We start from the raw sequence: 13,893 nt of genomic DNA on the forward strand, positions 1-13,893 counted from the left end.
TTTTCTCTTCAACCGACCGGGTTAACTGTGAAGTGATTCACATCCGCCGTGTCGATGGAGGCGCATTATAGGGAGCTGCCGAGGAATGACAAGCGGAAATATGCATTTTTATTTCGACCGCTCACCTTTTCGCCAAAAAGGCTATTTCTGATGCTTTTTTATCTCTTTTGGCAGCTCTGCCAGACTATTAATCACCCAATCCGCTGCACTTTCTGCTTCTGGCGTTACGGGCTTACCGGTACGCACTAATATTTTGGTACCCACTCCCGCCGCTGCCGCTGCCTGCATATCTTCCAGCTTATCGCCCACCATATAAGAAGCAGCCATATCAATGTGCAAGAACTCCTGCGCAGAGTTAAACATGCCCGGATGCGGTTTACGGCAGTCGCAGGTCTGACGATACTCTTCTACCGTTCCCTGCGGGTGGTGCGGGCAGTAGTAAATGCCATCAAGATCGACCCCGCGATCGGCCAGCGACCAGTCCATCCATTCCGTCAGCGTCTCAAACTGCGCTTCGGTGAACTTACCGCGCGCGATGCCGGACTGGTTCGTTACGACCACCAGCGCATAGCCCATCTCTTTTAGCTGGCGCATTGCCTCTATAACGCCGTCGATAAATTCGAATTCATCGATCTCATGCACATAACCGTGATCCACATTAATAGTGCCATCACGGTCGAGAAAAATTGCGGGTACTGATTTTGCCACCGGTTTGCTCCTGAAAAAGGCCTGTTGAGCTAGTATCTCATGAATCGCAGCGCAATAAAGTGCTCATCGTACAGAGTTGGATTGATTTAGACGTCTGGATGCCTTAACATCCGTTTTGTTTACGGTCATCACCCGTATCTGGCAGAAGAAAATGCCACGGCTAACTTACATACGATAAAAATAATCTAATGATTAAACTTTCCAATATCACCAAAGTGTTCCAGCAGGGGAACCGAACCATTCAGGCGCTGAACAACGTCAGCCTGCATGTTCCTGCTGGTCAAATTTATGGCGTCATTGGCGCATCGGGTGCGGGTAAAAGCACGCTGATCCGTTGTGTTAACCTGCTTGAGCGCCCAACCCAGGGCAGCGTAGAAGTTGGCGGTCAGGAACTTACCGCCCTTTCAGAAAAAGAACTCACCAAAGCGCGCCGTCAAATTGGCATGATCTTCCAGCACTTTAACCTGCTGGCTTCCCGCACGGTGTTCGGCAACGTCGCCTTACCGCTGGAGCTGGATAACACGCCGAAAGAAGAAGTGAAGCGTCGCGTTACCGAACTGCTCGACCTCGTGGGTCTGGGTGATAAGCATGATAGCTACCCGGCAAATCTGTCCGGTGGGCAGAAGCAGCGTGTTGCTATTGCCCGCGCGCTAGCCAGCAACCCAAAAGTACTGCTGTGCGACGAAGCTACCAGCGCACTGGATCCGGCCACCACACGTTCTATTCTGGAACTGCTGAAGGACATTAACCGTCGCCTGGGCCTGACGATCCTCCTTATTACGCACGAGATGGACGTGGTGAAACGCATCTGCGACTGCGTGGCGGTCATTAGCAACGGTGAACTGATCGAGCAGGACACGGTAAGCGAAGTATTTTCCCATCCGAAAACGCCGCTGGCGCAGCAGTTTATTCAGTCCACGCTGCATCTGGATATTCCAGAAGATTATCTGGAGCGTTTGAAAACCGAGGCAACGGCGGACAGCGTCCCGATGTTGCGTATGGAATTCACCGGTCAGTCCGTTGATGCCCCTCTGCTTTCCGAAACCGCGCGTCGCTTTAACGTGAACAACAACATTATTAGCGCGCAGATGGATTACGCCGGTGGCGTGAAGTTCGGCATCATGCTGACGGAAATGCACGGCACTCAAGAAGAAACCCAGGCCGCAATCGCCTGGCTGCAAGAACATCATGTAAAAGTAGAGGTACTGGGTTATGTCTGAGCCGATGATGTGGCTACTGGTTCGCGGCGTTTGGGAAACGCTGGCAATGACCTTTGTATCGGGTTTCTTTGGTTTTGTGATTGGCCTGCCGGTAGGCGTACTGCTGTACGTGACGCGTCCGGGTCAAATCATTGAGAACGCGAAGCTCTACCGTACGCTCTCCGCGCTGGTGAATATCTTCCGTTCCATCCCGTTTATTATTCTGCTGGTGTGGATGATTCCTTTTACCCGCGTGATCGTCGGCACATCGATTGGTCTGCAGGCGGCTATCGTTCCGCTGACCGTAGGCGCTGCGCCGTTTATCGCCCGTATGGTGGAGAACGCCCTGCTGGAGATCCCAACCGGTTTGATTGAAGCTTCTCGTGCAATGGGGGCAACACCTATGCAGATCGTCCGCAAGGTTCTGCTGCCTGAAGCACTGCCGGGCCTGGTGAACGCGGCAACGATTACGCTTATTACTCTGGTAGGGTATTCCGCGATGGGCGGTGCCGTAGGCGCTGGCGGTTTAGGACAGATTGGTTATCAGTACGGCTATATTGGATATAACGCTACCGTGATGAATACCGTTCTGGTATTGCTGGTTGTTCTGGTTTACTTAATCCAGTTCTCTGGCGATCGCATCGTCCGGGCTGTTACTCACAAATAACGTTACACACAACACAAACTCGACGAGTTAAGGATAAAACATGGCGTTTAAATTAAAGACCTTTGCAGCAGTAGGCGCGCTGATTGGATCTCTGGCACTGGTGGGTTGCGGTCAGGACGAAAAAGATCCAAACCATATTAAAGTGGGCGTTATCGTAGGTGCAGAACAGCAGGTTGCTGAAGTTGCTCAGAAAGTGGCGAAAGAAAAATACGGTCTGGACGTTGAGCTCGTAACCTTCAACGATTACGTTCTGCCGAACGAAGCGCTGAGCAAAGGCGATATCGACGCCAACGCCTTCCAGCATAAGCCATACCTGGATCAGCAGATCAAAGATCGCGGCTATAAGCTGGTTGGCGTGGGTAACACCTTCGTCTACCCGATTGCAGGCTACTCCAAGAAAATTAAATCGCTGGACGAACTGCAGCCGGGTTCTCAGGTAGCCGTGCCTAACGATCCAACCAACCTCGGACGCTCCCTGCTGCTGCTGCAGAAAGTGGGCCTGATCAAACTGAAAGACGGCGTTGGCCTGCTGCCAACCGTTCTGGATGTCACCGAGAACCCGAAAAATCTGAAAATTGTTGAACTGGAAGCACCGCAGCTGCCGCGTTCTCTGGACGATGCGCAGATTGCCCTGGCCGTTATCAACACCACTTACGCCAGCCAGATTGGCCTGACGCCAGCGAAAGACGGTATCTTCGTTGAAGATAAAGACTCTCCGTACGTTAACCTGATCGTGACTCGCGAAGATAACAAAGACGCGGAAAACGTGAAGAAGTTCGTACAGGCCTATCAGTCAGACGAAGTTTACCAGGAAGCCAACAAAGTGTTTAACGGCGGCGCTGTTAAAGGCTGGTAATCTCACCTCAGTGTAATATCATCAGGACGGGCTTATGCCCGTCTTGTCATTTGTGCAGTCACCTGATTCAATATCTGACGTTTTGATTATCCATTGAGGAATTATTATGCGTGCTTTACCGATCTGTCTTTTAGCACTCATGCTGAGCGGCTGTTCTATGCTAAGCAGATCTCCTGTTGAACCCGTTCAAAGCACGGCAACCCCGCCAAAAACAGAGCCTGCAAAACCGAAAGTGGTTCGCCCTGCGCCGGTTCGCATTATCACTAAGGCTGACGAACTGGTCGGCAAACCGTTCCGTGAACTGGGTGAAGTGAGCGGTGAATCCTGTCAGGCAACCAATCAGGACTCTCCACCGAATATCCCGACTGCGCGTAAACGCATGCAGATTAACGCCGCAAAAATGAAAGCTAACGCGGTGCTGCTGCACAGCTGCGAAGTCACCAGCGGCACGCCGGGCTGCTACCGTCAGGCGGTTTGCATCGGTTCTGCGCTGAACATTACGGCGAAATGAGTGCATTTCAGTTTGAGCAAATAGGCGTTATCCACTCTCCGTATAAAGAGAAGTTCGCCGTGCCCCGCCAGCCCGGTCTGGTCACCAGCGGCAGCGGCGAGCTTCATCTTCAGGCACCTTATAACCAGGCCGATGCGGTACGCGGGCTCGAGTCTTTCAGTCACTTATGGGTGGTATTTGTTTTTCACCAGACAATGGAAGGCGGCTGGCGTCCCACCGTGCGTCCCCCGCGCCTGGGCGGAAATGCGAGAATGGGCGTGTTTGCGACTCGTTCGACCTTCCGCCCCAATCCGATCGGGATGTCGCTGGTTGAACTGAAAGGCATACGTTGCCAGAAGGATCAGGTCATCCTTGAGCTGGGCAGCCTGGACCTGGTTGACGGCACGCCGGTTATCGACATTAAACCCTATTTGCCTTTCGCCGAATCCCTCCCGAATGCGCGTGCAAGCTACGCTCAGGACGCACCGCAGGCGGATATGCCAGTCTCGTTTACGCCTGAGATAGCCTTACAGCTGAGTCAGCTGGAGAAACGCTATCCTCGCTTACGGCATTTCATCACTGAAGTTCTGGCACAGGACCCCCGTCCGGCCTACCGTAAAGAAGAGGAAGCAGGAAAGACGTACGCCGTCTGGCTGCTGGATTTTAACGTGCGCTGGCGCGTCACTGGGGCAGGTTTCGAAGTGTTTGCCCTTGAACCCAGGTAATTTTGTTCTCCTCTCTTTTGGCATCTTTGCCACACTGGTAAACTAAACCACTTTTTTTGTGTCAGGCTGGCGTTTCAGCCTGTTCCAATCGTCGAAATGGAACCGTAACAACATGCGTACTAGCCAATATCTGCTCTCCACTCTGAAGGAGACACCTGCCGACGCCGAAGTAATCAGCCATCAGCTGATGCTGCGCGCCGGGATGATCCGCAAGCTGGCCTCCGGGTTATACACCTGGCTGCCGACCGGCGTGCGCGTCCTGAAAAAAGTCGAAAACATCGTGCGTGAAGAGATGAACAACGCCGGTGCTATCGAGGTGTCCATGCCCGTGGTTCAGCCCGCTGACCTGTGGCAGGAGAGCGGTCGTTGGGAGCAATATGGCCCAGAACTGCTGCGCTTCGTCGATCGCGGCGAGCGTCCGTTCGTTCTCGGTCCAACGCATGAAGAAGTCATTACCGATCTGATTCGTAATGAGCTGAGCTCTTACAAACAGCTGCCGCTGAACTTCTTCCAGATCCAGACCAAGTTCCGTGACGAAGTGCGCCCACGTTTCGGCGTGATGCGCTCTCGCGAATTCCTGATGAAAGATGCCTACTCTTTCCATACGTCACAGGAATCGCTGCAAGAGACCTACGACAAAATGTACGAGGCTTACAGCAAAATCTTCTCCCGCATGGGTCTGGATTTCCGCGCTGTGCAGGCTGATACCGGCTCCATCGGCGGTAGCGCGTCCCATGAGTTCCAGGTTCTGGCGCAGAGCGGTGAAGACGATGTGATCTTCTCTGACTCTTCAGACTACGCGGCGAACATCGAATTTGCAGAAGCGCTGGCACCAAAAGAACCTCGCGGCGCGGCAACGCAAGAGATGACGCTGGTTGATACGCCAAATGCGAAAACCATCGCCGAGCTGGTTGAGCAGTTCAGTCTGCCAGTCGAAAAAACCGTGAAAACGCTGCTGGTGAAATCCACCGAAGGCAGCGCTTACCCGCTGGTTGCCCTGCTGGTGCGTGGCGATCATGAACTGAACGAAGTGAAAGCCGAAAAGCTGCCGCAGGTCGCCAGCCCGCTGACGTTCGCCACGGAAGCGGAAATCCGCGCCGTCGTGAATGCTGGCCCAGGCTCTCTCGGTCCGGTGAATATGCCGGTTCCTGTCGTTATTGACCGCACGGTTGCTGCAATGAGCGACTTCTCCGCGGGTGCTAACATCGACGGTAAACATTACTTCGGCATTAACTGGGATCGCGACGTGGCGACGCCAGAAGTGGCAGACATCCGTAACGTGGTTGCAGGCGACCCAAGCCCGGACGGCCAGGGTACGCTGATGATCAAGCGCGGTATCGAAGTGGGCCACATCTTCCAGCTGGGTGATAAATACTCTCGTGCGCTGAACGCCGCCGTTCAGGGTGAAGATGGCCGTAACCAGATCCTGACCATGGGCTGCTACGGTATCGGGGTAACGCGCGTGGTGGCTGCGGCCATCGAGCAGAACTACGACGAGCGCGGCATCGTCTGGCCGGACAATATCGCGCCGTTCCAGGTGGCCATTCTGCCAATGAACATGCACAAATCTTACCGCGTGCAGGAGCTGGCCGAGAAGCTGTACGCCGAGCTGCGCGCTCAGGGTATCGAAGTGCTGATGGATGACCGTAAAGAGCGTCCGGGCGTGATGTTTGCCGATATGGAACTGATCGGTATCCCGCACACCGTCGTCATCGGCGACCGTAACCTCGACAGCGATGAGATTGAATACAAATACCGTCGCAGCGGCGAAAAACAGATGATCAAGACCGGCGATATTCTTGATTACCTGGTGAAAGCCATCAAAGGCTAAACAAAAAACCCCGCTCTGGCGGGGTTTTTTAATGGCTCAACGTCAATTTATTTACTGTTACAGTCTTTACCCGCGACAAACTTCGCGTCTTTATCTGCCACCAGCGTTTTCACCATCTCCCCGCTATCCGGGTTTGGCTCCAGCGTAAAGTGGCCATCAACCGTCAGCAATACCGGCTTGCTGTCATTGCCGCGCGCCACGGCGTAATCACGTTCAAGCTGCGCATTGTTTGCCACGCTGACTTTCTTACCGGTAGCGCAGTCAGTAAAGATCGCCGCATCCGCCATGTAGAAATACATCCCCCGCATCGCCATTGGCGTGGCTGGCAGCGACGCTTTCACCGGCGTCAGCGTGTAGTTGAGCTGGGATTCAATCGGATTGCCTTCCCGGTCGAGCATTTCCATGTTCTCACCTTTAGGGCGGAACCAGGTTTTGTCACCGGAGGTATCCGTCAGGACCAGCTTCTCCGCCGTACGCGCCCATGTCCCGTAGGTGGCAAATGAAGAGGGTTCTTTCGCGCCCTGGTAGCGCTGGTTCATCACCCAGGTACCGTCTTTTTGCAGGAACAGTGACGTTTCAATGCCTTCGCAGTCCGCGCAAGGCAATACGCCACGCCAGCTCTGCTGCATTGGCTTTAACTCTTCATTCTGCGCTGGCTGCAAAACCTGCGTTTCAGAACGGTTGTTACACCCGAAAAGCGCAAACAATGTACTCACTGCCAGCGCTGAAAATAATGCTTTTTTCACAATGAATTCCTTATGAAAATTGTGTTCCCTTTCGTCACTCCATCGGGCGACGAACTTTACCGCGTAATGCTTTCACTGTGGATTTTTGGGCTTTCGAGGACAGCCGACGCTCTTTCGATGCGCGGGTTGGCCGCGTTGCCCGGCGGCTTTTTTGTACTGCCGTTAACTCTTTGATGACCGCCACCAGCCTGGCTAGCGCCGCTTCCCGGTTTAATTCCTGGCTGCGGTACTCCTGGGCTTTGATCACAATCACGCCATCGCTGGTGATCAGGTGATGGCTGGCGGCAAGCAGACTTTCTTTATAATACTCTGGCAGGCTTGAGGCCCGAATGTCAAAACGCAAATGGATAGCCGTCGACGCCTTGTTGACGTGCTGCCCGCCCGCGCCCTGAGCACGGATGGCGGCGATCTCCAGCTCGCTATCAGGGATGCTGACGCTTCGGGACAAGACGATCATGGCGCAGGCTGCCAGGCTGTCAGATGAATTTCCAGATTATTCTGAGAATCAGAAAGCCAGATGGCTCCGTCCTGAATCGTTGCCTGCAGCGCCATCGTCCGGCTGGCGAACTCGCTCAGCTGCGCCAGCTGTTCATCATCCAGATACCAGACGGCGAGATTTTTAAACTGCGCGCATTTATTCTTATTTTGCTGCCACCAAATCTCCGCCGCGCGCTGGTTATAGGCGAATAACGCCACTTCCGCAGACTGAGTACACGCCTTTTTAATCCTGCGCTCGTCCGGCAGACCGAGTTCAATCCATAAATCGATCCCCAGATGGTCGTTGCGCAGCCAGGCTTCAGGCTCGTCTTCCGCACTTAACCCACGGGTAAACTGCAGTCGTTCATCAGCATACTTAATCCACGCCAGCAGGCGCAGCATCATACGCTCCTGTGTTTCGGAGGGGTGGCGTGCCAGCGTAAGCGACGCGTCCAGAAACTGGTTGCGATCAAGATCGGCCACGTTGACCACTGCTTTATAAATTGTCGCTTTCAGCGCCATGAGAGAACTCCATTCGAATCAGCCGCACATTGTAGCGAAAACGGAGGCAAAAGGCTGTTACTGAGTAATAAATACACCGCTTTCAAGGCGCTGATATTGCTTAAATGAGTATGGTATAGTCACCTTGCTAAACCGAGTTTATCTTCGTAGGCTTAATGATATCTCACAGTAAGTCAGTGCGCTGGCGGGAGGGGATGTGAATAATTATTGTGAGTTAATTCGCAAACGGTATGCGGAAATCGCCAGCGGAGATCTGGGGTATGTCCCGGACGCGTTGGGCTGTGTATTGAAGGTGCTTAATGAAGTGGCCTCTGATGAGAGCCTTTCAGAGTCGGTCAGGGAAAAAGCAGCGTATGCTGCGGCGAATTTACTGGTGAGCGATTATGTCGATGAATGATACTTATCAACCCATCAATTGTGATGACTATGACAACCTCGAACTCGCCTGCCAGCATCATTTAATACTGACGCTGGAGCTAAAAGATGGCGAAGTGTTGAAGGCGAAGGCCAGCGATCTGCTTTCTCGCAAGAATGTGGAATACCTGGTCGTGGAAGATGCCGGTGCGACGCGCGAGCTGCGTCTGGACAAAATAGCCAGCTTCAGCCATCCGCAAATCGGCACCGTCGTGGTGAGCGAATCCTGATGACATTAACGGGCAGCCGGGCTGCCCGTTACGCTTTCCGCCACTCAAAGCTGGCACCCTCTTCTGTCCACCCCTCTTCCGTGATGAACACCCCTGCAGCAGCAATCAGCGTTTCACCGTAGAACAGCAGCGGCGTGGTGTCGCGCAGCCACGGCGGCACGTTGTACTCCTGCCATATCTTTTTCAGCTTCCGTCCCCCGTTGCGTCCGACGATATGCAGCAAGCCGCCAGCCTTAAAGCGCACGCTGACGGGTTCACCGGGCTTTGGCAGACGCACATGACCAGTCGGCATCAGAGAGACACTCCCCGTGTCCTGGGGCAATATCAGCGGTGCCTCTGGTGAGGTCCAGTGGAGCACCACATCGGTCAGCGAGGGCGAGTATTTTACCCACCAGAGTTTGCCTTTATAGCGTCTGACCTCATATCCACTCAGGTGTACGCAGGGGGAAGCATCTTCCCGCGCCTGCGCGACTTCGTCCCAGATACGGCTCAGCATTGCCCGCGACGGCATCGCAGCATGATGAGTGGCGAGCCAGCGACGTAACAGCGCGGCCCGACGCGCCGGGCTTATCGCCTCCAGAGGCGCAATTGCCAGCGCACCGTCTTCTGAAATCAGGTCAGACAGCTCCTCGCTGAGTAACTCATCCAGCAGGCTTTCCTGTTCGGCACACAGCATGGCGCTTCTTGCCGTCGCGTCGGCGAAATGCGGCCAGCGCTCGCTTAAAAGCGGGAGGACGCGCAGACGCAGGAAGTTACGATCGTAGCTGTCGTCCTGGTTGCTCTCATCTTCGATCCAGCTCAGCTGATGTTCCCGCGCCCAGGCTTCCAGCGACGCGCGGGTCTCGCCAAGCAGCGGCCGTAATAATTGCGTCCCGGCAAACTCTGAACGCGCCGGCATGGCGGAAAGCCCCGCGGGTCCGCTGCCCCGCTTAAGCGCCAGCAGAAAGGTTTCACACTGATCGTCCAGATGCTGGGCCGTCACCAACGCTTCGCCGGGCTGCAATGCCCCGGCAAACGCGGCATAGCGGGCTTTACGCGCCTGCGCCTCAATGCCCAGCCCTTCTTCCTCAAGCGTGACGCGCTCGACGAGAAGCGGGATCGCCCAGGCCGCACACAAGGCTTCGCAGTGCGCCACCCACTCCTCCGCGTGAGGACTTAATCCGTGATGAATATGTATCGCCCGCAGCTGGACGTCAGGCGCCTGGTCGCGCCAGCGCTTAAGCCGATGCAGCAGGACGGTGGAATCCAGACCACCGCTAAACCCCACCAGCAGCTGGCGGTACGGTGAAACGGCGTGTGCGATAGCGGGTAAGGTCATAGGGGATTACACATAAAAAATGCCCGAACTGAGCGGGCATTATCACACAGGACGAAGATTACTGCTGATAAAGCTCCAGCGGCAGGCCGTCCGGGTCGTTAAAAAAGGTAAACCGCTTGTCGGTAAACGGATCGACGCGAATCGCCTCGCACGTCACGCCGTGCGCTTCCAGGTGTTTTACTGCGCTATCAAGGTCATCAACGCTGAAAGCCAGATGACGCAGTCCGCAGGCTTCCGGACGGGACGGACGCGAAGGCGGGAAAGGAAAAGAGAACAGCTCAATCACATACTGCCCGTTTAGCGCGAGATCGCCCTTCCAGGAGTCACGCTCCTCGCGGTAGGCCTCGCTCATGAGCGTAAACCCAAGAATGTCGCAGTAGAAGGCCTTACTTTTCGCATAATCGGTGGCGATAATCGCAATATGGTGAACCGCTTTTAAACCCAGCATAGCTTCTCCTTTTTATGATGCCTGAACGTTACAACCGAAAACCCACACCTGGCAAGCGGTCACCTTTATTTTAGGACTCGCACCCAGTACACGCCGTTTTCATCGCGTTTCGCGCCGTGGATATCCGTTTCAAAGCCTGGATAGTGACGTCCTACCGAACAGAGCATCAGCAGAAAATCGAGCACCGCCCGGCTCTCCTCGGTGATCATCTCACCCGGCATCAGCAGCGGCACGCCCGGCGGATACGGCAGGATCATGTTGGCCGATACGCGGCCAACCAGGTTTTCCAGCTCAACGGTTTCGACTTCGCCTTTCACCTGCCGCTGCCAGGCCTTGTGCGGCGTCAGCTTCATGTCAGGCAGGACGTCAAACGCCTGGAGCATCAGGCGCGGCAGATCGTGCTGGCGGATCAGCCGGTGGATCCCCTGGGCCAGATCCTGAATGCGCATGTTGCGGTAAAAGTCAGGATCTTCCGCGTAGAGATCCGGCAGCATGTTCTTCACCCGCAGGTTGAGATCATAGGCGCGCTTGAACTCCATCAGCCCGCGGAGCAACCCCATCGCCCGTGTTTTATCGATTCCGATGCTGAACAGGAACAGCAGATTGTAAGGACCGGTTTTTTCCACCACCACGCCGCGCTCGTCAAGGAACTTCGCTACCAGCGCGGCGGGGATCCCCTCCTCGCCCATCACGCCCTGTTCGTCCATCCCCGGCGTCAGGATCGTCACCTTAACCGGATCGAGAAACATGTGGTCCGCATCGGCATCCCGGAAGCCGTGCCAGCTCTCTCCCGGCGCGACGGGCCAGCACTCCGCCTCGTCGATCTCTTCCGGCTGCCAGATATCGAAGAACCAGCCGTCGGCCTCATCCTTCAGCCGCTGGACCTCTTTACGGAAATGCAGCGCCCGTTCCACCGAGCGGTTAATCAGGCGCTTACCCGGATTGCCGCGCAGCATCGCCGCCGCCGTCTCGATAGAGGCCACCAGCGGATAGCTCGGTGAGGTAGTGGTGTGCATCATAAAGGCTTCGTTAAACGTATCCTCGTCGTACTCGCCTTTAATATGGATTAACGAAGCCTGCGAAAACGCGGCCAGCATTTTGTGCGTCGACTGTGTTTCGAAAAAGACCTTGCCCGGCACGCGCTCGCCGCTCATCCCGCTTTTGCCCGAGTAAATCGGGTGGAAGTTGGTATAGGGCACCCACGCGGAATCGAAGTGGATCGACGGTACGTCCAGCGTCTGCTTGATCCAGTTCGTGTTATACAGCAGACCGTCATAGGTCGAGTTGGTGATCACCGCATGGACAGGCCAACTTGCATCGGGGATCGCCGCAACCTTACTTTCGATGGCCTGGTGCGTGAACTCCCGGCGCGGAATGCCGCCGAGGATACCGAGCGCGTTACGCGTGGGTGACAGCCAGATCGGGATGACGTCGCTCATCATCAGCAGGTGCGCCAGCGATTTATGGCAGTTACGGTCAATCAGCAACGTGCTTCCGGTTGGCGCGGCGTACATCCCGACGATTTTGTTCGAGGTCGAGGTGCCGTTGGTCACCATATAGCTCTGCTCGGCCCCAAAGGTGCGGGCGATGTACTCTTCGGCTTCCAGATGCGGTCCGGTATGATCCAGCAGAGAGCCTAATTCGGTCACAGAAATGGACACGTCCGCTTTCAGCGTGTTGCCACCGAAGAAATCATAGAACAGGCAGCCCACCGGGCTTTTTTGGTAGGCCGTTCCCGCCATATGCCCTGGCGTACAGAAGGTATATTTCCCCTCTTTCACATAGGTGAAGAGCGCCCGGGTAAACGGTGGCGTAATGTTATCGAGATATTCATTCGTGTATTGCTGAATTCGGGTCGCAATGTCGTCCGCCACGCCGAGCGAATATTCAAAGAACCACAGCGCCATACGCATATCATTGGCGCTGACGTCCATGGTTGAGTGGGTATTAATAAAGGCGTACAGCGGGAGATATTCGTTCAGCTTGTTGATATCGCTGCACAGTTCGAGGTCATATTCATCCCAGTCGAAGATCACGCCGCAGATACGCGGGTTATGCTCGATGAACTTTAGCAGATCGGCACTGTTGTGCGGCCAGATTAGCTGATACCCGCGCGACTGCAGGGCTTGCTCCAGCTCCTTGATGGGCTCGTCTTTATAGAAGACGCCGTGCGGCCCCATAATGGCAATGATGTTCACGGTCTACCTCCTTGAAAAACATTAGCTAAGCATAGTTAAGGTAAACGGCAGGTATAAAAAAAGCCGCAACAATGTGCGGCTTTTCAGATAATTGTGAAGCTTACGCGTAACCGTAGGTCATCAGACGCTGGTAACGACGGTTGAGCAGGTCTTCTTTGCTCAGGACGTCCAGATCGGCCAGGTCGGCCAGCAGCTGTGCTTTCAGGGAAGCAGCCATCACTTCCGGCTTACGATGCGCGCCGCCCAGCGGTTCCGGGATAACGGTGTCGATCAGCTTCAGCTCTTTCAGACGCGGCGCAATGATGCCCATCGCTTCAGCGGCCAGCGGCGCTTTGTCGGCGCTTTTCCACAGAATGGACGCACAGCCTTCCGGGGAGATAACGGAATAGGTGCTGTACTGCAGCATATTCACTTTATCGCCCACGCCAATCGCCAGCGCACCGCCGGAACCACCCTCACCGATAACGGTACAGATGACCGGTACCTTCAGGCGAGACATCTCGCGCAGGTTGCGTGCGATAGCTTCAGACTGGCCGCGCTCTTCCGCGCCTACGCCTGGGTATGCACCCGGCGTGTCGATGAAGGTGATGATTGGCATATTGAAACGCTCAGCCATCTCCATCAGACGCAGGGCCTTACGGTAGCCTTCTGGTGCTGGCATACCGAAGTTACGACGGATCTTCTCTTTGGTTTCACGGCCTTTCTGGTGACCAATGATCATCACCGGACGTCCATCCAGACGCGCGATACCGCCAACGATAGCTTTATCGTCAGCGTATGCGCGATCGCCTGCCAGTTCGTCAAATTCGTCAAACGCCAGGCGGACATAATCCAGGGTGTACGGACGCTGTGGATGACGCGCCAGCTGCGCGATCTGCCATGCGCCGAGATCGGCAAAGATTTTGCGCGTCAGCTCTACGCTTTTTTCGCGCAGACGATGCACTTCTTCGTCGATGTTAATATCCAGTTTTTCATCCTGACGGCTTACCGCTGTCAGAGAATCGATTTTCGCTTCCAGCTCAGCAATCGGCTGTTCGAAATCAAGGAAATTCAGACTCATAGTA

The 13,893-nt window shown here is 55.0% G+C and carries 16 protein-coding genes; 8 read left to right on the plus strand and 8 right to left on the minus strand.

All coding sequences use genetic code 11. The features are described from left to right. Positions 1 to 141: 141 nt before the first annotated feature. Positions 142 to 708 carry a D-glycero-beta-D-manno-heptose 1,7-bisphosphate 7-phosphatase gene (gene gmhB, locus IM271_RS18640; RefSeq protein ID WP_028015601.1) on the minus strand — a complete coding sequence of 189 codons (567 nt, stop codon included), beginning with the start codon at positions 706 to 708 and terminating at the stop codon, positions 142 to 144. 188 nt (positions 709 to 896) lie between these two features. Between gmhB and metN the strand changes: the two genes are divergently transcribed. From metN to proS, 6 genes are all read left to right on the plus strand, one after another. After that, complete coding sequence (metN, locus tag IM271_RS18645; protein WP_028015600.1) at positions 897 to 1,928, plus strand: methionine ABC transporter ATP-binding protein MetN; 1,032 nt, start codon at positions 897 to 899, stop codon at positions 1,926 to 1,928. Next, positions 1,921 to 2,574: a methionine ABC transporter permease MetI gene (locus tag IM271_RS18650; RefSeq protein ID WP_003856130.1), complete on the plus strand. Its 654-nt coding sequence runs from the start codon at positions 1,921 to 1,923 to the stop codon at positions 2,572 to 2,574. Before metN ends, IM271_RS18650 begins: the two co-directional genes overlap by 8 nt. A 40-nt stretch (positions 2,575 to 2,614) precedes the next feature. Next, entirely contained in the window at positions 2,615 to 3,430 is an 816-nt protein-coding gene (gene metQ, locus IM271_RS18655) for a methionine ABC transporter substrate-binding lipoprotein MetQ (RefSeq protein ID WP_014168729.1), read from the plus strand. 106 nt (positions 3,431 to 3,536) lie between these two features. Next, a complete protein-coding gene (gene rcsF, locus IM271_RS18660; RefSeq protein WP_008501883.1) occupies positions 3,537 to 3,941 on the plus strand; it encodes an Rcs stress response system protein RcsF in 405 nt (134 codons plus the stop codon). Beyond that, positions 3,938 to 4,645: a tRNA (N6-threonylcarbamoyladenosine(37)-N6)-methyltransferase TrmO gene (tsaA, locus tag IM271_RS18665; RefSeq protein WP_041911179.1), complete on the plus strand. Its 708-nt coding sequence runs from the start codon at positions 3,938 to 3,940 to the stop codon at positions 4,643 to 4,645. The genes rcsF and tsaA overlap by 4 nt, the downstream gene beginning before the upstream one ends. A 112-nt stretch (positions 4,646 to 4,757) precedes the next feature. Further along, positions 4,758 to 6,476 carry a proline--tRNA ligase gene (gene proS / locus IM271_RS18670; RefSeq protein ID WP_028015597.1) on the plus strand — a complete coding sequence of 573 codons (1,719 nt, stop codon included), beginning with the start codon at positions 4,758 to 4,760 and terminating at the stop codon, positions 6,474 to 6,476. Between the two features lie 47 nt (positions 6,477 to 6,523). Here the strand turns inward: proS and nlpE are convergent, their stop codons facing one another. Genes nlpE through IM271_RS18685 form a run of 3 tightly spaced genes read right to left on the minus strand, consistent with a single transcriptional unit; the run spans position 6,524 to position 8,221 of the window. Further along, the gene (nlpE, locus tag IM271_RS18675) at positions 6,524 to 7,222 is read right to left on the minus strand and encodes an envelope stress response activation lipoprotein NlpE (RefSeq protein ID WP_045259503.1); all 699 of its coding nucleotides are present in this window, start codon (positions 7,220 to 7,222) and stop codon (positions 6,524 to 6,526) included. A gap of 34 nt (positions 7,223 to 7,256) precedes the next feature. Further along, positions 7,257 to 7,679: an alternative ribosome rescue aminoacyl-tRNA hydrolase ArfB gene (arfB, locus tag IM271_RS18680; RefSeq protein ID WP_028015595.1), complete on the minus strand. Its 423-nt coding sequence runs from the start codon at positions 7,677 to 7,679 to the stop codon at positions 7,257 to 7,259. Further along, entirely contained in the window at positions 7,676 to 8,221 is a 546-nt protein-coding gene (locus IM271_RS18685) for a YaeQ family protein (protein ID WP_028015594.1), read from the minus strand. The genes arfB and IM271_RS18685 overlap by 4 nt, the downstream gene beginning before the upstream one ends. A gap of 196 nt (positions 8,222 to 8,417) precedes the next feature. Here IM271_RS18685 and IM271_RS18690 point away from each other — a divergent pair, with 196 nt between their 5' ends. Next, positions 8,418 to 8,618 (plus strand): YaeP family protein, encoded by a 201-nt coding sequence (locus tag IM271_RS18690; RefSeq protein ID WP_008501889.1) that lies wholly within the window; start codon positions 8,418 to 8,420, stop codon positions 8,616 to 8,618. Further along, positions 8,605 to 8,865 carry a Rho-binding antiterminator gene (gene rof / locus IM271_RS18695; RefSeq protein WP_028015593.1) on the plus strand — a complete coding sequence of 87 codons (261 nt, stop codon included), beginning with the start codon at positions 8,605 to 8,607 and terminating at the stop codon, positions 8,863 to 8,865. Before IM271_RS18690 ends, rof begins: the two co-directional genes overlap by 14 nt. Before the next feature lie 28 nt (positions 8,866 to 8,893). On the opposite strand, the gene tilS is transcribed toward rof, so the two are convergent. From tilS to accA, 4 genes are all read right to left on the minus strand, one after another. Then, a complete protein-coding gene (tilS, locus tag IM271_RS18700; protein WP_193052990.1) occupies positions 8,894 to 10,183 on the minus strand; it encodes a tRNA lysidine(34) synthetase TilS in 1,290 nt (429 codons plus the stop codon). A gap of 58 nt (positions 10,184 to 10,241) precedes the next feature. Next, a complete protein-coding gene (locus tag IM271_RS18705) occupies positions 10,242 to 10,631 on the minus strand; it encodes a VOC family protein (RefSeq protein ID WP_028015591.1) in 390 nt (129 codons plus the stop codon). 65 nt (positions 10,632 to 10,696) lie between these two features. Then, entirely contained in the window at positions 10,697 to 12,829 is a 2,133-nt protein-coding gene (locus tag IM271_RS18710) for a lysine decarboxylase LdcC (protein WP_193052991.1), read from the minus strand. A gap of 100 nt (positions 12,830 to 12,929) precedes the next feature. Continuing rightward, positions 12,930 to 13,889, minus strand: a complete 960-nt coding sequence (accA, locus tag IM271_RS18715) for an acetyl-CoA carboxylase carboxyl transferase subunit alpha (RefSeq protein ID WP_013095666.1) — start codon at positions 13,887 to 13,889, stop codon at positions 12,930 to 12,932. Positions 13,890 to 13,893 lie beyond the last annotated feature (4 nt).

The sequence above is a fragment of the Enterobacter cloacae complex sp. I3 genome, assembly GCF_014896175.1.
GTDB lineage: Bacteria > Pseudomonadota > Gammaproteobacteria > Enterobacterales > Enterobacteriaceae > Enterobacter > Enterobacter bugandensis.

Coding starts and splice junctions, on each gene's coding strand:
- rcsF (WP_008501883.1), top strand. CDS start 3,537: ATGCGTGCTTTACCGATCTGTCTTTTAGCACTCATGCTGAGCGGCTGT.
- tsaA (WP_041911179.1), top strand. CDS start 3,938: ATGAGTGCATTTCAGTTTGAGCAAATAGGCGTTATCCACTCTCCGTAT.
- IM271_RS18685 (WP_028015594.1), bottom strand. CDS start 8,221: ATGGCGCTGAAAGCGACAATTTATAAAGCAGTGGTCAACGTGGCCGAT.
- IM271_RS18650 (WP_003856130.1), top strand. CDS start 1,921: ATGTCTGAGCCGATGATGTGGCTACTGGTTCGCGGCGTTTGGGAAACG.
- IM271_RS18705 (WP_028015591.1), bottom strand. CDS start 10,631: ATGCTGGGTTTAAAAGCGGTTCACCATATTGCGATTATCGCCACCGAT.
- proS (WP_028015597.1), top strand. CDS start 4,758: ATGCGTACTAGCCAATATCTGCTCTCCACTCTGAAGGAGACACCTGCC.
- rof (WP_028015593.1), top strand. CDS start 8,605: ATGTCGATGAATGATACTTATCAACCCATCAATTGTGATGACTATGAC.
- metQ (WP_014168729.1), top strand. CDS start 2,615: ATGGCGTTTAAATTAAAGACCTTTGCAGCAGTAGGCGCGCTGATTGGA.
- arfB (WP_028015595.1), bottom strand. CDS start 7,679: ATGATCGTCTTGTCCCGAAGCGTCAGCATCCCTGATAGCGAGCTGGAG.
- tilS (WP_193052990.1), bottom strand. CDS start 10,183: ATGACCTTACCCGCTATCGCACACGCCGTTTCACCGTACCGCCAGCTG.
- metN (WP_028015600.1), top strand. CDS start 897: ATGATTAAACTTTCCAATATCACCAAAGTGTTCCAGCAGGGGAACCGA.
- accA (WP_013095666.1), bottom strand. CDS start 13,889: ATGAGTCTGAATTTCCTTGATTTCGAACAGCCGATTGCTGAGCTGGAA.